This window comes from Paraburkholderia sp. UCT2 (genome assembly GCF_014397665.1).
In the GTDB taxonomy this organism is placed as follows: domain Bacteria; phylum Pseudomonadota; class Gammaproteobacteria; order Burkholderiales; family Burkholderiaceae; genus Paraburkholderia; species Paraburkholderia tuberum.
The window spans coordinates 255,549-275,780 of the sequence record NZ_VZQO01000002.1; the positions used below are offsets into that span (position 1 = coordinate 255,549).

The 20,232-nt window shown below is 65.4% G+C and carries 18 protein-coding genes, 1 tRNA gene and 1 pseudogene; 13 read left to right on the top strand and 7 right to left on the bottom strand.

Annotated elements, in window-relative coordinates; all coding sequences use genetic code 11:
• Window positions 1-17: 17 nt before the first annotated feature.
• The 3 genes from F6X39_RS02805 to F6X39_RS02815 form a co-directional block, all read right to left on the bottom strand.
• Window positions 18-1,415 (bottom strand): FAD-containing oxidoreductase, encoded by a 1,398-nt coding sequence (locus tag F6X39_RS02805; RefSeq protein ID WP_187615481.1) that lies wholly within the window; start codon window positions 1,413-1,415, stop codon window positions 18-20.
• A 169-nt stretch (window positions 1,416-1,584) separates the two neighbouring features.
• Complete coding sequence (locus tag F6X39_RS02810; protein ID WP_184063847.1) at window positions 1,585-1,773, bottom strand: hypothetical protein; 189 nt, start codon at window positions 1,771-1,773, stop codon at window positions 1,585-1,587.
• Window positions 1,774-1,909: 136 nt separating this feature from the next.
• Complete coding sequence (locus tag F6X39_RS02815) at window positions 1,910-4,225, bottom strand: putative bifunctional diguanylate cyclase/phosphodiesterase (RefSeq protein WP_187615482.1); 2,316 nt, start codon at window positions 4,223-4,225, stop codon at window positions 1,910-1,912.
• Window positions 4,226-4,832: 607 nt separating this feature from the next.
• Between F6X39_RS02815 and F6X39_RS02820 the strand changes: the two genes are divergently transcribed.
• Window positions 4,833-5,402 carry a lysozyme inhibitor LprI family protein gene (locus F6X39_RS02820; RefSeq protein WP_187615537.1) on the top strand — a complete coding sequence of 190 codons (570 nt, stop codon included), beginning with the start codon at window positions 4,833-4,835 and terminating at the stop codon, window positions 5,400-5,402.
• An 82-nt stretch (window positions 5,403-5,484) separates the two neighbouring features.
• Here F6X39_RS02820 and F6X39_RS02825 read toward each other — a convergent pair whose 3' ends face one another.
• Complete coding sequence (locus tag F6X39_RS02825) at window positions 5,485-5,775, bottom strand: helix-turn-helix domain-containing protein (RefSeq protein WP_187615483.1); 291 nt, start codon at window positions 5,773-5,775, stop codon at window positions 5,485-5,487.
• Between the two features lie 48 nt (window positions 5,776-5,823).
• On the bottom strand, window positions 5,824-7,257 hold the full coding sequence (locus F6X39_RS02830; RefSeq protein ID WP_187615484.1) for a PLP-dependent aminotransferase family protein: 1,434 nt from the start codon (window positions 7,255-7,257) through the stop codon (window positions 5,824-5,826).
• Between the two features lie 151 nt (window positions 7,258-7,408).
• On the opposite strand from F6X39_RS02830, the gene F6X39_RS02835 reads away from it, so the two are divergent.
• Window positions 7,409-9,742, top strand: coding sequence for an FdhF/YdeP family oxidoreductase (locus F6X39_RS02835; RefSeq protein WP_187615485.1), 2,334 nt, complete (start codon window positions 7,409-7,411; stop codon window positions 9,740-9,742).
• Window positions 9,743-9,789: 47 nt separating this feature from the next.
• On the opposite strand, the gene F6X39_RS02840 is transcribed toward F6X39_RS02835, so the two are convergent.
• A complete protein-coding gene (locus F6X39_RS02840; protein WP_187615486.1) occupies window positions 9,790-10,293 on the bottom strand; it encodes a M48 family metallopeptidase in 504 nt (167 codons plus the stop codon).
• 239 nt (window positions 10,294-10,532) lie between these two features.
• On the opposite strand from F6X39_RS02840, the gene F6X39_RS02845 reads away from it, so the two are divergent.
• The 4 genes and pseudogenes from F6X39_RS02845 to F6X39_RS02860 all read left to right on the top strand — a co-directional run bounded on the left by F6X39_RS02845 (window position 10,533) and on the right by F6X39_RS02860 (window position 12,459).
• Window positions 10,533-11,156, top strand: a complete 624-nt coding sequence (locus tag F6X39_RS02845; RefSeq protein WP_262413124.1) for a hypothetical protein — start codon at window positions 10,533-10,535, stop codon at window positions 11,154-11,156.
• Between the two features lie 139 nt (window positions 11,157-11,295).
• On the top strand, window positions 11,296-11,769 hold the full coding sequence (locus F6X39_RS02850) for a hypothetical protein (RefSeq protein WP_187615487.1): 474 nt from the start codon (window positions 11,296-11,298) through the stop codon (window positions 11,767-11,769).
• Between the two features lie 18 nt (window positions 11,770-11,787).
• A pseudogene (locus F6X39_RS02855) lies at window positions 11,788-12,206 on the top strand (DUF2778 domain-containing protein); the annotation flags it as partial.
• Complete coding sequence (locus tag F6X39_RS02860) at window positions 12,187-12,459, top strand: hypothetical protein (RefSeq protein ID WP_187615488.1); 273 nt, start codon at window positions 12,187-12,189, stop codon at window positions 12,457-12,459. The pseudogene F6X39_RS02855 and the gene F6X39_RS02860, both read left to right, overlap by 20 nt.
• Window positions 12,460-12,671: 212 nt before the next feature.
• On the opposite strand, the gene F6X39_RS02865 is transcribed toward F6X39_RS02860, so the two are convergent.
• Window positions 12,672-12,756: transfer RNA gene (locus tag F6X39_RS02865), tRNA-Leu, on the bottom strand.
• A 144-nt stretch (window positions 12,757-12,900) separates the two neighbouring features.
• Between F6X39_RS02865 and F6X39_RS02870 the strand changes: the two genes are divergently transcribed.
• The 7 genes from F6X39_RS02870 to F6X39_RS02900 all read left to right on the top strand — a co-directional run bounded on the left by F6X39_RS02870 (window position 12,901) and on the right by F6X39_RS02900 (window position 20,214).
• On the top strand, window positions 12,901-13,995 hold the full coding sequence (locus F6X39_RS02870; RefSeq protein ID WP_187615489.1) for a LacI family DNA-binding transcriptional regulator: 1,095 nt from the start codon (window positions 12,901-12,903) through the stop codon (window positions 13,993-13,995).
• 84 nt (window positions 13,996-14,079) lie between these two features.
• Window positions 14,080-15,162, top strand: coding sequence for an ABC transporter substrate-binding protein (locus F6X39_RS02875; RefSeq protein ID WP_187615490.1), 1,083 nt, complete (start codon window positions 14,080-14,082; stop codon window positions 15,160-15,162).
• Window positions 15,159-15,983 (top strand): ABC transporter permease, encoded by an 825-nt coding sequence (locus F6X39_RS02880; protein WP_187615491.1) that lies wholly within the window; start codon window positions 15,159-15,161, stop codon window positions 15,981-15,983. The genes F6X39_RS02875 and F6X39_RS02880 overlap by 4 nt, the downstream gene beginning before the upstream one ends.
• 50 nt (window positions 15,984-16,033) lie before the next feature.
• The gene (locus tag F6X39_RS02885; protein ID WP_184063806.1) at window positions 16,034-16,948 is read left to right on the top strand and encodes an ABC transporter permease; all 915 of its coding nucleotides are present in this window, start codon (window positions 16,034-16,036) and stop codon (window positions 16,946-16,948) included.
• Window positions 16,945-17,991: an ABC transporter ATP-binding protein gene (locus F6X39_RS02890; protein ID WP_184071030.1), complete on the top strand. Its 1,047-nt coding sequence runs from the start codon at window positions 16,945-16,947 to the stop codon at window positions 17,989-17,991. Before F6X39_RS02885 ends, F6X39_RS02890 begins: the two co-directional genes overlap by 4 nt.
• Window positions 17,992-18,048: 57 nt before the next feature.
• Entirely contained in the window at window positions 18,049-18,873 is an 825-nt protein-coding gene (locus F6X39_RS02895; RefSeq protein ID WP_187615492.1) for a phosphodiesterase, read from the top strand.
• Between the two features lie 141 nt (window positions 18,874-19,014).
• Window positions 19,015-20,214, top strand: a complete 1,200-nt coding sequence (locus tag F6X39_RS02900; protein ID WP_187615493.1) for an MFS transporter — start codon at window positions 19,015-19,017, stop codon at window positions 20,212-20,214.
• The last annotated feature ends 18 nt before the right edge of the window (window positions 20,215-20,232 follow it).

Sequence of the window (20,232 nt, forward strand, 5' to 3'; positions counted from 1 at the left end):
GCCAGCGTCAAGGCAGTTCATTGCATCGGCTTGAGCCCATCGAGCAGCGTCGGCACCAGTTCGCTGATGGTCGGATGCACGTGCATCGCGTATTGCAAAGTCGGATACGGCGCGCCCGCGGTCATGATGTCGACGAACGTATGGATCGCCTCGTCGCCCTCGATGCCGTGAATTGCCGCGCCGAGTATCTGTTTGCTGTTCGCATCGACGAGCGCCTTCATGAAGCCGTCGGTTTCGCCACGCTCGCGCGCACGGCCCACGCGCGACATCGGCATCGTCGCGATCAGCGCTTCGCGGCCGCTGTTGCGCACCTCCTGCTCGGACATGCCGACGCGCGCGAGCGGCGGATCGACGAACACCGCATACGTCATGATCCGCGTGTCGACGCTGCGCGCGCCGCCGTCGAGCAGGTTCGCCGCGACGATCTGGTAGTCGTCGTAGGACGTATGCGTGAACGCGCCGCGGCCGTTCACGTCGCCGATCGCCCACACGCCCGGCACGCTGGTGCGCAACTGGCCGTCGACGATGATCGTGCCGTGCCGGTCGGTCTCGATGCCGGCGACGTCGAGGCCGAGGTCGTCGGTGTTCGGCCTGCGGCCGGTGGCCAACAGCAGATGCGACGCCTCCATGGCCGGGATGTTCTGCTCGAAGCCGATGCACACGTCGTTCGCGCGATGCGCATGCGGCTCGACGCGCGTCGGCTGCACGCCGAAATGAAACTCGACGCCCTCGCGCGCGAGCACCTTCTGCACCGACTCCGCGAAATCGGCATCCTCGCGGTTCAACACGCGCTCGCCGCGCACGAGCACGCTGACGCGGCTCCCGAAGCGGCGAAACACCTGCGCGAATTCGAGCGCGATATAACTGCCGCCGACGATCACCAGATGATCCGGCAACGCGGTCAGTTCGAGCAGCGTCGAGTTCGTGTAGTACGGAATCCGCTGGATGCCTTCGAGCGGCGGCACGACGGCGCGCGTGCCGGTGTTGATGAAGATTTCGAACGCGCTGAACTCGTTCAGCAATTCCCCGTCGCGCCCGCAGATAGCGAGCGTGCGCGCGCCGGTGAAGCGCGCGTGGCCGTTGAACACCGTGATGTTTTCCGTGCCGCGCAGCCATTTCTCGACGCCGCTGCGCGCCTCTCCGATGATCTGGTCCTTGCGCGCCTTCACGGCCGCCAGATCGACGCCGACCGAACCCACCTGCACGCCGAGCTCCGCCGCATGGCGCGCCACGTGCGCCGCGCGGGCGCTCGCCACATAGGATTTGGTCGGCGTGCAGCCGACGTTCACGCAAGTGCCGCCAAACTCCGCGCGTTCGATCACCGCGGTGCGGCGCCCGCTTTGAGCGAGGCGCACGGCGAGCGGCGAACCGCCTTGTCCGGTACCGATCACGACTGCGTCGAAGTGCTGTGGCATGGCAACTCTCCCCGGCTGGGTGCAGGTCGTAGCATCTTACGCTTAGTGCCACGCGCTGCCATGTCATGTCTGATTGTGCGGGCGCTTTGGCGACGGCCCGTCTTGCCAGGCGCCGCGCGCGAGGCGGCGCCAATCAGTTGGGATTACTGCGTATGCTGCGCGGGAAATCTCAGGCGTGGCAATGAACCGCGCAAATCAACTCGCGCGAACGTTGCAGTGCGGCCTGCGCGCCGCGCGCCGCGAACACCCAGCCGACCTGACCGAGATTGAAGTCCTGCGACACCATCACCTGCATCAGCGCGACCATCGGCAGTACGACCGCTGGCCGGTAAAACTGGTTTCTGATCAACTCTGACATGACGACCCCCAAACGCGGGGCGCCGCTTCGGCACCGCGCACCAATAATGTTTCGATGGGGGAATTTTAGGGAGTGCGTCGCCGCCGATAAATAGCGGCAACGCGAAGTCACTTGTTCGGCAATCTGAACAATCGCGTCAGGACGCCTTCGCCATGCCGATCAGCTGCGCGTCGTACAGCGTGCGCGCATACGCGCTCGCGCCGACCGGCCGGCTGTACAGGTAGCCCTGCTGCTTGTCGCAATCGATCGCGCGCAGGAACGCCGCCTGCTCGGCGGTCTCGACGCCCTCGGCGGTGACGTTCATGCCGAGCGAGTGCGCCATCGCGACGACCGCCTGGGTGATCGCGACCGAATCGCGATGATCGGGCAGCCCCGCGACGAACGACCGGTCGATTTTCAGGTTATGCAGCGGAAAGCGCTTCAGGTACGACAGCGACGAATAACCGGTGCCGAAATCGTCGACCGAGACGCGCACGCCCATTGCGTTCAGCGCGCTCAGCATCGGCAGCACGGTATCGCTGTCGCTCATCAGCAACCGCTCGGTGATCTCGAGTTCGAGCGCGGCCGGTTCGAGCCTGGACTGCGCAAGACAACGTTCGATGCGCTCGAGCAGCCCGTCGTTGAACTGCCGCGGCGACAGATTGACCGCGACGATCAGATGCGGCGCGAGCGAGCGCCGCCACTGCGCGACCTGCTGGCAGGCGTGCTCGAGCACCCAGTCGCCGATCTCGACGATCAGCCCGGCATCCTCGGCGACCGGAATGAATTCGCCCGGCGACACGTTGCCCAGTTCGCTGTTGTACCAGCGCAGCAGCGCTTCCGCACCGATCGTGCGGCCGCTCTGGCTATCGACGATCGGCTGGTACACGAGGCTCAGCTCGTTGGCCGCGAGCGCGCGCCGCAGCGACTGTTCGATCGTGAAACGCCGCTGCAGATGCTGGTTCAGCTCGGCGGTGAAGAACTGGAAGTTGTTGCGGCCGCGCTGCTTCGCGTGATACATCGCCGAGTCGGCGTTGCGCATCAGCGTCGCGACGTCCTGGCCGTCTTCGGGAAACAGGCTGATGCCGATAGACGCGCCCAGGTAGTACTCGTTGCCCGCCACCGCGAACGGCACCGCGATCATGTCCAGAATGCGGTGCGCGAGGCCGATCAGCTCGCCGGTGTTGCCGTACGCGCTGGCGACGATCACGAACTCGTCGCCGCCGACGCGCGCCAGCGTGTCGCCGCGCCCGACGCAGGCCGACAGCCGCTCGGCGACGCTGCACAGCAAGGCGTCGCCGGCTTCGTGACCGGCGGTGTCGTTGACCTTCTTGAAGCCGTCGAGATCGACGAACAGCACGGCGACGCTGGTGAGCTCGCCGTCATGGTCGCCGGCCGCGCGCGGCGCGAACAGGTCGCGCATCCGCTCGGTCAGGTAGGCGCGGTTGTAGAGGCCGGTCAGCGAATCGCGCGTGGCGAGGTACTTCAGCTGGCGCTGCGCCTCGCGCACCGGCCCGATGTCGGAAAACGAAATCAGCACGGAGTCCGGCTCGCTGTCGCCGGGCCGCAGGATCGGCACGACGTTCTGCGTGATCCACACGACTTCGCCGCCGATGAGTTCGAGGCCGACCGTCACGCCGAGCATCGGCTTGCCGGTCGCAAAGACCTCCGAGACCGGACGGTTGACTTCGCCGATGACCGAGCCGTCCTCGCCGAACGCGCGTGTCATCACGGTCCGCATGCTGCTGCCGACGACCTCCGGTGTCACGTGCAGCATGCGCTGCGCACTCGGATTGCAGGCGAGCACGATGCCGGTGCGCGACTGCACGACGATGCCCTCGCTGAGATGATCGACGACCAGCCGGTGACGCTCCTCGCTATGCGCGAGGCGCTGCGCCATCGCGTCCTGATGGACTGCGAGGCCGACGCTGCTGCCGATGTCGCGCAGCATCGCCTCTTCCTCGGGGGTCGGACAGCGGGTGGCGCGGTAGTAGACGGCGAACGCGCCGAGCACGATGCCCGCGTCGTTTTCGAAGGGCACGGACCAGCATGCGCGCAAGCCGTGCGGCAACGCGAAATCGCGGAAGTTTTCCCACAGCGGATCGGATTCGATGTCGTCGACGATCACCAGACGCCGCTCGAACATCGCCGTGCCGCACGAGCCGACGCGCGGACCGATCGCCGCGCCCTCGATTGCGGCGCTGTACGCGGGCGGCAGCGACGGCGCGCCGCCGACGCGCACATGCACGCCGTCCGGGTCGAGCAGCAGGATCGAGCAGCACGCGCCGTCGCCGAGCAGCGCCTCGGCGCGACGGCAGACTTCGTCGAGCAGTTCGGGCAGCGGCGTGTTGCGGGTGATCAGCCGCAACACGCTGCGCTCGGACGCGAGTACCTCCTCGGCCCGTTCCGGCCGATAGCGGGCGCCCTCCGGCGCGGCTGTCGTCGTGCCACGTGATGTTGCTTCGCAAATCATAGTTGCGCCCCCCAAACCCAACATCGGCAAGTTAGTGTACGCGGCACACCGGGGTTTACGCTAAGTCCAGCGTGAAAATCTGCCATGCATCGCGTGCGGACGACTCCGGTGTGGCGTGCCAGCATCGGTTGATGCCGGTACGACGGGCGACGGCAGTGCGGGCGCCGTCTGTTCGTGGCCCGCAGGCGCCGCAGCGGCTCGACGCTGGGCCGGCAGTTACGCGACGATCGGGCAGTCGGCCGCAGGGCCCGCGCGCACGTTGGACCCGCTGTTCGTATAGGCCTGTGACTGCGCACTGGCCGCGCCGGGTAAAGTCAGAAGGCCCGCTGCCATGCAAAGACCGATCACGAGTCGTCATTGCATTCGTTTTCCCTCTTTCGATGGCCGCCTTTGACCACGCCGGCCCAAGTGCCCCCACTTCCAATATATAGACGTTGCGCCTACTTCATGACACGCGAAGGTGCGCGAGCGCCGACCTGGGCCGGCAGCCCGCGCGGCAACATCTGGTAACGACCCGCCCGAATTCCCGCGTTGTTCGGACGTCCGCGAGGCGCGCGACCGGTCGATCATCGGCGGCATGATCAACCGATGCACCGCCCACACCCTGATGACCCCCTTCCGCCCCCTCCTGATCGCCGGACTGCTGCTCGCGCATCCGTACGCCAACGCTGCGAGCTTCGATTGCCAGCGCGGCCGCTCGCCGGCCGAGCGCATGATTTGCGGCGACGCCGCCCTGTCGACGCTCGACGACACGCTGGGCCAACTCTACTGGAAGGCACGTCGGCAAGTCGCCCAGCGCCGCGCGTTCATCGACGACAGCGACAGCAAGTGGGCCTGGCGCGAAGCGAACTGCCGCGACGCCGCGTGTCTGCGGACGTGGTACGCGACGCGTATCGACGAATTGCAGCGACTGCTGGCGAGCCTGCCGAGCGGCGCGCGGCACGCGGCGTCCGTGGATGCGGATGCGCACTCCGACCCGTCGACGCTGCAATGTACGGCCGCGCAGCCCGGCCTTGTGGTGAACGAGCAGTGTGCGAGCGTGATCGGGCAGTCCAGCAAGCGGTGGAAGTATCAGCCGCGCGATGCCGACTGGTTCTGCGGCGTGGCCACGCTCGAGGCGGCGGACATGGCGCCATCGCAATCACAACCGCAGGTGCAGGCGAGCGTCGGGCCATGAGACGGCGGAACGCGCTGACTACGACAACAATCAACCCGTGCGCCGGATCAATTGCGCGCCGGCGGCAGTTGCGCCGGGACGCTCAGCCGGCGGCCGACGGCTCGCCGCCCTCGCTCGTGCCGAACAGCTCCGCGCAAAGCTGCGCGCCGATTTCGCTCAGCGACGCGGCTCCGGTGCCATCGTCGTGGATCATCGTATCAACGAGACCGCTTCCCGAGAGTGCCGTCAATTGCCGCCGCAAGCTGCTCATCGGCACGCCGGCCTGCTTCGACAGCTTCGCGAGCGACCACGCGCGCCAGGGTGTCTCGCGATGCGCGCGCCATAGCTGCGCGAGTATCGCGGCGAGTTGCGGGTCGATGTCGTCGTCATCCATGTCGGTCTACCTGTCGTGATGTGTCGTTTTGCATCGCCGTAGCGCCTGTCACGCCATCGCCGTAGCCAGCTCACCGAGCGTCTTCAACGCCGCTTCAGCCTGCGCGGTCCACGGATAGCTGTAGTTGAGGCGGATGAAGTGCCGATAATCGTTGCGCGTCGAAAACATCATCCCCGGCCCGACCGTGATCCCGCGTTCGAGCGCCGCCTGATAAAGCCGCATCGAATCGATCGCAACGGGCAACTCGACCCACAGTACGTAGCCGCCCCGCGGCGTCGACACGCGCGTGCCGACCGGGAAAAAGCGCAGCACCAGCGCGCTCATGATGCTCGCCTGCTGCCGGTACACGCGGCGCAGGTGCCGCAGATGGCGGTCGTAGCCGTCCTGACGCAAATAATCGGCGACCGCGATCTGGGGCACCGACGGCGTCGTCAGCGTATTCAGGAACTTGAGCTTCTCGACCTGCGCGCGATAGCGCCCCGGCAGCGCCCAGCCGATCCGGTACGACGCCGTCAGGCTTTTCGAAAACGACGCACAGTGCAGCACGAGCCCCTGGGTGTCGAAGGTCTTCAGCGTCGACGGCCGCGTGTCGCCGAAATACAGCTCCTGGTAGACATCGTTCTCGATCGCCGGAATCTCGTGCGCGGCCAGCAGTTCGACCAGTTGCCGCTTGCGCTCGTCGGACATGCAGAAACCGAGGGGATTCTGGAAATTCGGCATCACCATGCACGCGGCGATCTTCTGCCGCGCGATCGCCTTCGCGAGCGCGTCGATGTCGATGCCGTCGACCGGATGCGTCGCCACCTCGATCGCGCGCATGCCCAGGCGCTCGATGGCGTGCAGCATCGCGTAGTAGGTCGGCGACTCGACCGCGACGGTGTCGCCCGGCTTGGCGACCGCCTGCAGGCTCAGGTTGATCGCCTCGGTCGCGCCGAGCGTGATCACGATTTCGCCCGGATCGACCGGCAGACCGTTTTCCGCATAGCGCCGCGCGATCTGTCGGATCAGCTCGGGGTTGCCCGGCGGCAGATCGTCGATCAGATTCCAGCTCGCGTGCCGCCGCGCGATCGCGTTGGCGTACTGGTTGATGCGCCGCCACGGGAACAGCGACGGATCGGGATACGGCGAGCCGAACGGCACGGCGTCGTGCGCGCGGATGCTGCGTAGCGTCGACAGCACGAGCCGGCTCACATCGACCGTCGCGGGCACTGGCGGCGGCGCGGACTCGCGGCCCGCGCGGGCCGCGGCGGGCGCCGGCGCGAGCGCCCGCGCGGCCGCGTCGCGCACGAAATAGCCAGACTGCGGCCGGCTCTCGACGATGCCGCGGCTCTCCAGCAGCGCATACGCGTGCAGCACCGTCTTGATGCTGACGCCGTGCTGCTGGCTCGCCTGACGCACCGACGCAATCCGCTCGCCGGCCGCGAACACGCCGCGGCGCACGGCTTCGGTGATTTCGTCGGCGAGTTTTTCGTAGAGCTTCATGCGATTCGGGTGGATTCGGGCGGCTTCAGGCATCGTCGCGCAACTGTACGCCTATTCTTTCCGATTTTCTGTATCCAACGTGGTTGGTGGAACACAGTACGCTCTCCAGCATTGGGCTGCAAAGCCTGTCGAATCTGTCCACCGCCACGTCATGAAGAACGAAACACAAGCCGAAGCCCGCATCGAGCCGTACAAGCACCCCGCCGCTGGCTGGGGCGCGCTGAAGTATGTCGCCATCAACCTGCTCAAGGAAAAGGTCGCGGGCGGCAACTACCGCACGCTGCTCAGGCAGAACCAGCCTGACGGCTTCGACTGCCCCGGCTGCGCGTGGCCGGATCGCGAGCACGCGTCGACATTCGAGTTCTGCGAAAACGGCGTGAAGGCCGTGGCCGCCGAGGCCACCGGCAAGCGCGTGACGCCCGCGTTCTTCGAGCGGCACAGCGTCACGGAGCTGATGACGCAATCCGACTTCGAACTCGAGCAGCACGGCCGCCTGACCGATCCGCTCGTCTACGACGCCGCGCGCGACCGCTATGTGCCGATCGGCTGGGACGACGCATTCGCGCTGATCGCGAGCCATCTGAAGCGTCTCGACGATCCTGACCGCGCCGCGTTCTATACCTCGGGCCGCGCGAGCAACGAAGCCGCGTTCCTGTACCAGCTGTTCGTGCGCATGTACGGCACCAACAATTTTCCCGATTGCTCGAACATGTGCCACGAGGCGACGAGCCGTGGCCTGCCGCACACGGTCGGCATCGGCAAGGGCACGGTCACGCTCGATGACTTCGAACACGCGGATACGCTGCTGATCTTCGGCCAGAATCCGGCCACCAACCATCCGCGCATGCTCGGCGAGCTGCGCGAATGCGCGAAGCGCGGCGCCACGATCGTGTCGATCAATCCGCTGAAGGAGCGCGGCCTCGAACGCTTCGCCAGCCCGCAGCATCCGGTCGAAATGCTGACGATGGGCAGCACGAAAATCAGCTCGGTATTCATCCGTCCGAAGGTCGGCGGCGATTTCGCGCTGATCAAGGGCGTCGCCAAACGCGTGCTCGAACTGGATGACGAAGCGCTCGTGTCGGGCCTCGAGCGCGTGCTCGACTTCGGCTTCATCGCCCAGCACACAGTCGGCTTCGCTGCCTTCGCCGACGATCTGCGCGCCGAGCGCTGGGACACGATCGTCGCCGAGGCAGGCGTGCCGCTCGATGAGGTGCTGAAGCTCGCCGATATCTACGTGAAGGGCCGCGCGGTGATTTCGACCTGGGGCATGGGTCTCACGCAGCACAAGAACTCGGTCGCGACGGTACAGCTGCTGTCGAATCTGATGATGATGCGCGGCAATATCGGCCGGCGCGGCGCGGGGCTGTGCCCGGTGCGCGGCCACTCGAACGTGCAGGGCGACCGCACGGTCGGTATCGAGGAAAAGCCTACTGAAGCGTTTCTCGACAAGCTCGGCGCAGCCTACGACTTCGCGCCGCCGCGCGAGCACGGACTCGACGTCGTCAACACGATTCAGGCGATGCTCGACGGCAAGGTGAAGGTATTCATCGGGCTGGGCGGCAATTTCTCGATCGCGACGCCGGACACGCCGCGCACGTGGGACGCGATGCGCGCATGCGATCTGACCGTGCACGTGACGACGAAGCTCAATCGCAGCCACCTCGTGCATGGCCGCGACGCGCTGATCCTGCCGACGCTCGGACGCACCGAGATCGATGTTCAGAACGGCGTGGCGCAAGGCGTCAGCGTCGAGGATTCGATGAGCATGGTGCACATCTCGTATGGGATGAACAAGCCGGCGTCGGACAATCTGCTTTCCGAAGTGGCGATCGTCGCGCGCATGGCGCATGCGACTTTGGGCAGCGGCAAGGTGGACTGGCTCGCCCATGCGGGCGACTACGCGCTGATTCGCGACGGCATCGCGAAGGTGATCGACGGTTTCGACGACTACAACGAGCGTCTGAAGAAGCCGGGCGGCTTCCATCTCGGCGTCGCATCGCGCGATCGCATCTGGAAAACGCCGAGCGGCAAGGCACAGTTCATCGTCCACGCGATCGCGCTCGACACGCCGATTCATCAGGCGAAGAAGCAACATGGCGAACGCCTGATGACGCTGATGACCACCCGCTCACATGATCAGTACAACACGACGATTTACGGTCTCGACGATCGCTATCGCGGCGTGTACGGACAGCGGCGCGTGCTGTTCGCCAACCAGGACGATCTCGCGATGCTCGGGTTCGCGGCTGGTCAGCGCGTCGATATCACGAGCGTGTGGGCCGATGGCATCGAGCGACGCGTGGACGGTTTTCTGCTCGTCGAGTACGACATTCCGCGCGGCTGCCTCGGCGCTTATTATCCGGAGACGAATCCGCTGGTGCCGCTCTCCTCGGTCGCGGATGGCGCGGGTACGCCGACGTCGAAGTCGATTCCGGTGTTGTTAACGGCGTCCATAGTGGAGGATGCCTCGGACCTGGCGGCTTGAAGTCAGCTCCGTTTGTCGCGCCTGCCGCGCCCGCCGCGCGGCGTACCTCACACGGTCTTCTTCGCCAGATCGCGATGCGTCAGATACAGACGTAGATCGAATTCGATCTGGTGATAACCCGGCTGCATGAACTCGCACAGACGATAGAACGCTTTGTTGTGATCGCTCTCCTTCAGATGAGCGAGTTCGTGCACGACGATCATCTTCAGAAACTCCGGCGCCGCGGCCTTGAATAACGACGCGATGCGGATTTCCTTCTTCGCTTTCAGCTTGCTGCCCTGCACCCGCGAAACGCTCGTGTGCAGGCCGAGCGCGTGACGCATCACGTCGAGTTTGCTGTCGTAAGTGACCTTGTCGATCTGCTCGGCGTTGCGCAGGTGTTCGCGTTTGAGTTCCGCGCAGTACTCGTAGAGCGCGCGGTCGGTTTGCACCTCGTGCGTGCTCGGGTACTTCTGCGCGACGTAGGAGCCGAGCTGATCGGCGGCGATCAGCTTTCTCACCTTGTCTTGCAACGGTGCGGGGTAGCCGGCGAGGTATTTGAGGGGGGACATGAAGGCGGAGTGAGGTTGGCGGGGGTGATGTTACGCATGGTCGCGCTGATGGACAAGGTTGGGCATTTTCCGGATGCCGCTCCGTTCGAAGTACCGAAGATTCGTGAAGCGCTTTTTCTGTTTCATCGAAAGCCGCGGAGATTTTGGGCTGTCGCCCATGTACGGACTGCCTGTCACAAGGTAATCATCTTACTGCTGTCAACCCCAGCAGCGACTTCAGATAGATCATCGACACACCTATGTCCCAGTCCGTATTTGAGATGCGCTCCGTGGAGCTGTTCTGCCAGCGGCCACCGGGTGCCCGTTATGTCATCTGCGACGAATGGCACTACAAGGCGTGCCTCGGCAAGGCCGCAGACCTTCAGAGGGCCAAGGCAGAGACCAGGGAATTTCTTGACATTGCCCAATTGAATGGTAGGACGTGGCAGGAGGACCGGAAGCTGGTCAAGGATCTCATTGGCTGTCACTGGCTGTTTTTTCATGGTGTACGGGACCGAAACCCTGACACCGATGGCTGGTGGGTCATTCTTGCTCTTCTCGAAGAGGTTCGCCGGGGCAACTTGCTTGCCATTAAAGGCCCGCGTAATGGCCTGTTTCCGTCACCCGACAGCAGCACGCCGTTGAGGAATGCCGTAGCGAGGACAGGCAGTCACCCGGACGGTGAACGCATTCTGTCCGTCCAGTATGATCCGGCCACCTCGCAAGCCCGGTTGGCCGCTGCGCGCGCAACCAGGGCTGGCGATGGAGGCGCATCAACGCTGCCTGGCGATGCGCAGCCGTTCGACTATCAGCCGGACATGCCTAATGTGGACGCCATGCAGGTCGCGGGTAGTGAGGGAACACCTCGCAACAATCAGGCGTAAAACAAGCAGTTCAAGGCTGTTGTAAAGGCGCTGGGGCTGAATAAAAATCAGGCTAGGCAACTCCATGACGATATCAGTAAGCAAGGCCTCGGGTATCACGAAATGTTGGAGCGGGGGCAGCACATGTTTGGAGGTGGTGATGATTGATACAAGGACAGAAATTGCGGGGCGGCTTGCTGTGCTCGTCGGGATTGATGTGAGCTGGGTTAGCCATGCGGGAGACATGGTCACTATGCAATTTGGCCCACAGCGACGGTACACGCTTAGGGGAAGAAGTCGGGAGGATGGAGCGTGGGCGCTCCATGTGCAATGTGCCTGGCAGCTCGAACGAGAGGGCTTCACCGTAGCGACGAGAGAGGATCTGCGGGGCTCGGATGAAAAGGCGCACGCCACGGCCCGGCGCTTGCATGAAATACTCGTAGGGCAAGGGCCTATCAGGGTCGAGGATGCATCGGCAGACGACGCAGGCGGCATCGTCGTTTCGTTCTCGCGAGGGTATCGCCTTGTGGTGGTCCCGGACGGCGTTGAAGATGACGAGGACTGGCGCTTCTTCGCGCCGGGCAACGATGCCGCACATCTGGTAATTGAGGGGGGCGCGGTCGCCCCTGAGTGAGTGTTATGGGCCGCACTTTATCGCGATCGAGGCGGATGCACAGCCATTCCCGATAACGGCCCGATCCCGGCCGGGAAATACTGGATCGTGGACCGCCCTACAGGCGGCGTCCGCACCCAGCTATTGCTGCCGCGAAAGACGTGTGGAATACGGCTAATGGTCGCCCATCTCATCACAATGAATGGTTCGCGCTCTATCGTGACGATGGAAACATTGATGACTTTGCATGGGTCAACGGCATCAAGCGCGGACAGTTCAGGCTGCATCCGATCGGCGGTAGTGGACTTTCACTCGGCTGTATTACCCTGCCGAGCTATAGTGACTTCGAAATAATCCGCCGCGCTCTTCTGCACACCGTCACTGTCCCGGTCCGCACTTCGGGGCTTCGCGCTTATGGAACGCTGGAGGTCGTCGCGTATGGCAACACTTGCCCGTAGGCTCTGCAAGGTCGCCCTGTTTATCGGCCTCTTCCTCGTTTCAGCTCGCTATGTCCATACGTATCCGTGGCCTATGCCCGAAAGCCAGGCGCTTGCCTGGCTTTCCATCGCGAACGGGTTTGGTCTGCACGATCCTGACGATATTTATATCCCGGCAATGGTAGTTATCGAACTGCTCGTTACAGTTCTTGCCTATATGGGAATCGTGAGACTATGGCGCAAATATCGGAGGAGAAGTAAGCGCGTAGATTGATGACGCGACGTAGGCTGCGCATGTCGTGCCCGAACTTGATGTGTTCGCACTTCCATCGTGACGCGGATGCCTGATCCAGGGAATCGGCTCGCTCGCACGCGGGCATCTCATTTGTGTGGAACCGTCCACGCCCGTAATCCAATCAGAGCGCCGGGTTTGTCCTCACACTCGAGGCGGCGCAATAGCGCCGGCTAAACCCGTGTGAACTCTAGTGGTGCCGGGGACCGGACTTGAACCGGCAAGCCCGAAGGCGGCGGATTTTAAGTCCGCTATGTTTACCAATTTCATCACCCCGGCAGAGGTGGCAATCGCGCGTGGTCGCGAATTCTACCATCGCCTCGCGGCAGCCCCAAAAAAGCGCCCGACACCCGCATTCATCCCAAAGTCACAAACGTTGCCGATAATCCGCTCACGAAAACGATTACAGCGGGCCGAAAACCGATGACGCCGACGATCAAGGATGTCGCCGCCCACGCGGGCTTTTCCATCGCCACGGTATCGCGCGCGATCAACGCGCCGCACACCGTGAACCCCGTCACGCTCGACAAGGTACGTCAGTCGATCGACGCGCTGAACTTCCGCCCGAGCCCGCTCGGCCGGCAATTGCGCGGCGAGCGCACGCGCCTCGTCGGTGTCGTTCTGCCGACGCTCGCGAACCCGGTGTTCGCCGAATGCCTGCAAGGCATCGACGATCTCGCGTCAGCGCAAGGCTATCGGCTGATGCTGATGACCACGCAGTACGACGTGGACCGTGAACGTCACGCAATCGAAACGCTGCGCGAGCATCGCGTCGAAGGACTGATCCTGACCGTCGCCGATGCCGACACCCATCCGCTGCTCGACGAACTCGACCGCGACGGCCTGCTATACGTGCTGATGCACAACGACACGGTGCGCCGCCCGTCGGTGTCGGTCGACAATCGCCTCGCCGCCTACGACGGCGTGCGCCGGCTCATCGCGCACGGCCATCGTCGCATCCTGATGCTGGCCGGCTCGTTCGCGGCCTCGGATCGCGCGCGTCAGCGTCATCTCGGCTACACGCAGGCGATGCAGCAGGCCGGCCTCACGGCCGCGCCCGCGCTCGAAGTCGATTTCAACGCCGACGAACTCGCGCCATCCGTGCTCGCGCACCTGACGCACGGCGCAAACCGTCCGACCGCCCTCTTCTGCAGCAACGATCTGCTCGCGATGGTCGTGATGCGCGGCCTGCGCCGCGCGCGTCTGAGGATTCCGCAGGACATGTCGATTCTCGGCTTCGACGGCCTCGCAATGGGCGAACTGCTGTCGCCGGCGCTCGCGAGCATCTGCGCGCCGAATCGCGAAATCGGCTGTGCGGCGTGGCAGCGCCTGCTCGCACGCATCGGCGGCGCGCGCGACGAGCGCGCGTTCTGCCCAACCTCGCGCGCGTTGACGCTGCCGCACAGCTTGCGCGAAGGCGCGACGATCGCAGCGCTCGGCTCGCACGCGAATCTCGACGAAGCGTCGCCGACCCACGTCCCGAGCGCTGCGGCCACCACCGAAAAGCCGCTCGCATAAGAAGCCCAATGAAGGCACGCGCATACGCGCGCCCTGGCTGTCATTCCCAACCCTCGCAACCCATCCGACACAGGGAGACCCGCAGTGCCCCGCTCAACCTCACGCTTCGCATCCTCGCTCATACCGCTGTGGCAGAAACTCTCGCGCGCCGCCGCGACCGCACTGCCGGCGAGCCTGCTCGTCGCCGGCGCGGCGCTCGTCGCGCTCGCGCCGCAAGCCGCGCGCGCCGACGAAACCGCGATCTGCTACAACTGCCCGCCCGAATGGGCCGACTGGGCGAGCCAGATCAAGGCGATCCAGCAAAAGACCGGCATTCGCGTGCCGTTCGACAACAAGAACTCGGGACAATCGATCGCGCAGCTGATGGCCGAGCAGAAAAGTCCGGTCGCCGACGTCGTGTATCTCGGCGTATCGTCGGCGTTCCAGGCCAAGGACAAGGGCGTGATCCAGCCGTACAAGCCCGCGCACTGGGACGACATTCCCGCCGGCCTGAAAGACCCGCAAGGCTACTGGTTCACGATCCACTCGGGCACGCTCGGCTTCTTCGTCAACAAGGACGCGCTCGAAGGCAAGCCGGTGCCGCGCTCGTGGGCCGATCTGCTGAAGCCCGAATACAAAGGCATGATCGGTTATCTCGATCCGTCGAGCGCGTTCGTCGGCTATGCGGGCGCGGTCGCGGTGAACCAGGCGCTCGGCGGCACGCTCGACAACTTCGAGCCGGGTCTCGACTGGTTCAGAAAGCTCAAGGCGAACGCGCCGATCGTGCCGAAGCAAACCGCGTACGCGCGCGTGCTGTCCGGCGAAATTCCGATCCTGCTCGACTACGACTTCGACGCGTACCGCGCGAAGTATAAGGATCACGCGAACGTCGAGTTCGTGATTCCGCAGGAAGGCACGATCTCGGTGCCGTACGTGATGAGCCTCGTGAAGGGCGCGCCGCACGAAGCGAACGGCAAGAAGGTGCTCGATTTCGTACTGTCCGACGAAGGCCAGAAGCTGTGGGCGCAGGCGTATCTGCGGCCGGTGCGCGCGAGCACGATGAGCGCCGAGACGGCTGCGCAGTTCCTGCCCGCGAGCGAATACGCGCGCGCGAAGCCGGTCGACTTCGCGAAGATGGCCGACAAGCAGTCGAGCTTCGGCGAGCGCTATCTACAGGTGATGCATTGAACGACGTCACGTTCCCGCTGCGCTGGCGCATCACGTTGCTCGCGCCCGCGCTCGCGGTCTTCATCGCGTTCTGGCTGCTGCCGATGGTCGCGCTCGCGCAGCTCTCCGGCGGCGGCCATGCGTTCGCGACGTATCGCGCAATGCTGACGAATGCGCGTTACATGTCGAGCCTTGGTGCGACCGTCGTGCTGGCGGCGGGGGTCACGGCGGCCACGCTGGTGCTGTCGGTGATCGCGGGGCTGCTGCTCGCGCGTCGAGAGTTCGCCGGCAAGCGCACGCTGCTCGCGCTGCTGACGTTTCCGCTCGCGTTTCCGGGTGTCGTCGTGGGCTTCATGGTCATCATGCTCGCGGGACGTCAAGGGTTGATCGGCGCGCTGTCGCTGAAACTCGCGGGCGATCGCTGGGTGTTCGCGTATTCGATGAGCGGCCTGTTTCTGGGCTATCTGTACTTCTCGATTCCGCGCGTGATCGTCACCGTGATGGCTTCGGCGACCAAGCTCGATGCATCGCTCGAAGAGGCCGCGCGCTCGCTCGGCGCATCGCCGTGGCGCATCATGCGCGACATCGTGTTGCCGGCGCTGTCGCCCGGACTGATCGCGGCGGGCGCCGTGTGCTTCGCGACCGCGATGGGCGCGTTCGGCACGGCGTTCACGCTCGCCACCGACATCGACGTGCTGCCGATGACCATCTATACCGAGTTCACGCTGAACGCGAACATGGTGACGGCCGCGGGCCTGTCGATCGTGCTGGGCATCGTCACGTGGGCAGTGCTGGCGATCGCGCGCAGCGCGAGCGGTTCGGGCGTGGCGGCGAGCGCGTGAACGGCGCGTCGCCGGAGCCGCGCGTTCGCGAACGCAACGACTACCTACCTATGAACTCAATCACCGCCCCTTCGCCGTCTTCGCAACCGGCAGCGGGACCGCGCGCGCGACGCGCGTGGCCTTCCACGCGAACATGGCTCGCCGCGGGTCAATGGTTCGTCACACTACTGCTGTGCGCGTTCCTGATCGTGCCGGTCGTCATGTCGATCGTCGCCGGGCTGACGGTCAACTACTTCAAGGGCGTGTCGAGCGGGCTCACGCTGCGCTGGCTCGTCGAAGTGTGGACCCAGTATCACGACTCGGTGTGGCTATCGCTCGAAGTGGCCGCGGCGACGCTCGTCGTCACGCTGCTGACCGGCGTGCCCGCGGGCTATGTGCTCGCGCGCAGCAAGACGCGCTTCGCACGCATCGTCGAGGAGTTTCTGGTGCTGCCGATCGCGCTGCCCGGCCTCGCATCGGCACTCGCGCTGCTGGTGATCTACGGCGGCTTCACGGCGTTTCGGATGAGCGCCGCATTCATCGTCGTCGGGCATGTGGTGTTCACGCTGCCGTTCATGGTGCGCGCAGTCGCGGCGGTCTGCGCGAGCAGCGATCTGCGCACGCTCGAAGAAGGCGCGGCGAGCCTCGGCGCGAGCTTCTTCACGCGCTTCGTCACGATCGTGCTGCCGAACGCGCGGCCAGGCATCGTCGCGGGCGCGCTCGCGGTGCTCACGCTGTCGATCGGCGAATTCAACCTCACGTGGATGCTGCACACGCCCGACACGAAGACGCTGCCGGTCGGCCTGGCCGACACCTACGCGTCGATGCGCATCGAGATCGGCAGCGCGTACACGATCCTGTTCTTCATCATGACGATGCCGCTGCTCGTCGCGATGCAATGGCTCGGCGTCGATGCGACCGGCCAGCGCAGCGCGTCGAAGAAGCGCGGCGCCGCCTCTTCCGCGAAGCCCATCGACACACCATGAAACTGACCTCGGTTCCCATCACGCTCACGCAGTGCGCCAAAACGTTTCGCGGCACGCGCGTGCTCGAACCGCTCGACCTGACGATCGGCGCGGGCGAAACCCTCGTGCTGCTCGGACCGTCGGGCTGCGGCAAGACGACGACGCTGCGCCTGATCGCGGGCCTCGAAACACCTGACGCGGGCGGCCGCATCGCATTCGGCGACGACGACGTGACCACGCTGCCGATCGAAAAACGCGCGGTCGGCATGGTGTTCCAGAGCTACGCGCTGTTTCCGAACCTGACCGTGCGCGGCAACATCGGCTACGGCCTGAAGATCAAACGCGTGCCGGCCGCAGTCGCGCGACAACGCGTCGACGAACTGCTCGGCATGATGCGGCTCATCGCGCACGCCGACAAACCGATCGATCAACTGTCGGGCGGCCAGCGTCAACGTGTGGCGCTCGCCCGCGCACTCGCGGTGCAGCCGCGCGTGCTGCTGCTCGACGAACCGCTGACCGCGCTCGACGCGCGTCTGCGCGACGCATTGCGCAGCGAGATGAACGCGCTGTTGCGCGAACTCGGCATCACGACCGTCTACGTGACGCACGATCAGGCCGAAGCGATGGAGCTCGGCGATCGCATCGTCGTGATGAGCGCGGGACGCATCGAGCAGATCGGTTCGCCGCGCGACATCTACTATCGTCCGGCCAATCGCACGGTCGCGCAGTTCGTCGGCACGATCAACCGTGTCGCAGGCGAGCCCCGCGACGGCATGCTCGCGACGAGCGGCGGCGCCGTGCCGTTGCCCGCGCATGCGTCGAACGCACGCGGCGCGCACGAAATCTTCTTTCGCCCCGAGGATGCCCGGCTCACCGACCCCGCGCTCGCGCAGCTGCGCGGCCAGATCGAAAGCACCGCGTTCCTCGGCGAACGCACGCGGCTGACGATTGGCGGTGCCGCGCCCGAGCCGCTCTTCGTCGACGTCGCGGGCCGCATCGAGCTCGCGCGCGGCACGCCGGTCGGCATCTCGATCGAGCCGGACGCACTGATTGCGCTATCGTAGGTAAAAACAGCGCCGCATCCTGGCGCCCGACATGAAGCAACCCGAAGGACCTCTGTCATGCTGCTGGCTCAAATTAGCGACCTGCATATCAAGCAACCCGGCGCACTCGCGTATCGCCGCGTCGATACCGCCCCCTACCTCGCGCGCTGCGTCGACGCGCTCAACGCGCTCACCCCGCGCCCCGACGCGGTGCTGATCACCGGCGACCTCGTCGATCAGGGCGACCCCCAGCAGTACGCACGCCTGAAAACACTGCTCGCGCCGCTCGCGATCCCCTACTTCCTGATGGTCGGCAATCACGACGAACGCGACGCGCTGCGCGCGGCGTTTCCCGAGCGCGAGGAATTGCTGAGCGGCGGCGAGTTCGTGCAGTACGCGCTCGACGTCGGCCCGCTGCGCGTGATCGCGCTCGATTCGCTGGTGCCCGGTTCGAGCGCCGGCATGCTGTGCGACACGCGGCTCGCGTGGCTCGAGCGGCAGCTCGATGCGGCGCGCGGCAAGCCGGTCGTGGTCGCGCTGCATCACCCGCCGTTCGCGTGCGGCATCGGGCATATGGACGAGATCCGGCTCGACCGGGCGGCGTCGCACAAGCTCGCGGCGTTGATCGCACAGCATCCCAACGTCGAGCGCGTGCTCTGCGGGCACGTGCATCGGTCGATGTTCGTGCGCTTCGGCGGCACGATCGCGAGCGCGATTCCAGCGCCCGCGCACCAGGTGGCGCTCGATTTTCGCGAGGACGGACCATCGGCGTTCGTGATGGAGCCGCCCGCGTATGCGCTCCATTACTACGATCCGGCGACGGGCATCGTCACGCATCATGCGTATGTCGACGCGGCCGACGGCCCGTATCCGTTCTACGACGCTGGCGCGTTGATCGACTGAACCACCGGACACACTTTGCAACCGCCTGATACCGGCTGCGCGGGCGAGCCTCGCGCGGCCGTCAGCACGAACCCCGCCGCTCCGGTATGATCGGCACGCTTGAGGACCGCGCATGGGCCGGTCCGTCGATCCGCCCCTGTCATGTCCACTTCCGACGCTTCCACTTCCGCTTCCTCCGCCCGGTCGTTGCGCGGCGTGTTGCTGCTGCTCGCGACGATCGCCGGTGTCTCGGTCGCAAACATCTATTTCAACCAGCCGCTGCTCGATAACTTCCGCCAGTCGTTTCCGGGCAGCGCGTCATGGGTCGGCGCGGTGCCGGCCGTCACGCAGCTCGGCTACGCCGCCGGCATGCTGTTGCTCGCGCCGCTCGGCGATCGCTTCGACCGGCGTCTGCTGATCCTGCTGCAGATCGCCGGCATGTGCGTCGCGCTCGTCATTGCGGCGTCGGCACCGACGCTCGCGGTGCTGATCGTCACGAGTCTCGCGATCGGCGTGCTCGCGACGATCGCGCAACAGGCGGTGCCGTTCGCGGCCGAACTCGCGCCGCCGTCCGAGCGCGGCCACGCGGTCGGCACCGTGATGAGCGGCCTGCTGCTCGGCATCCTGCTCGCCCGGACCGCGGCGGGCATCGTCGCCGAATACTTCGGCTGGCGCGCGGTGTTTGGCGTATCCGTCGTCGCGCTGCTCGCACTCGCGGTCGTCATCATTTTGCGTTTGCCGAAGAGTCAGCCGACCTCGACGTTGCCGTACGGCAAGCTGCTCGTGTCGATGTGGCACCTGGTAACCGAGCATCGCGCGCTGCGCGAGGCATCGCTGACCGGTGCGGCGTTGTTCGGCGCGTTCAGCATTTTCTGGTCGGTGCTCGCGCTGCTGCTCGCGGGCGCGCCGTTTCATCTCGGGCCGCAAGCGGCAGGGCTGTTCGGTATCGTCGGCGCGGCCGGCGCGCTGGCCGCGCCGCTCGCCGGCAAGTTCGCCGACCGGCGTGGGCCGCGCGCGATCATCACCGTGTCGCTCGTGCTGGTCGTGATCGCGTTCGTGATCTTCGGTGCGTCGGCGAAGAGCATCGCGGGACTCGTGGTCGGCGTGATCATTCTCGACATCGGCGTGCAGGCCGCGCAGATTTCGAATCAGTCGCGCATCTACGCCTTGAAGCCCGATGCGCGCAGCCGCGTGAATACCGTGTACATGGTCGCGTATTTCATCGGCGGGGCGCTGGGCTCGGGTGTCGGCGCGATCGTGTGGCCGGTGTTCGGGTGGGTCGGCGTGACTATCGCGGGGATCGCGTTTGCCGGGCTCGGCGCGTGGAATCATTTGCGGTTGCCGGCGCGGGCTGGGCATTGATATCAGCCGGAGGATCGT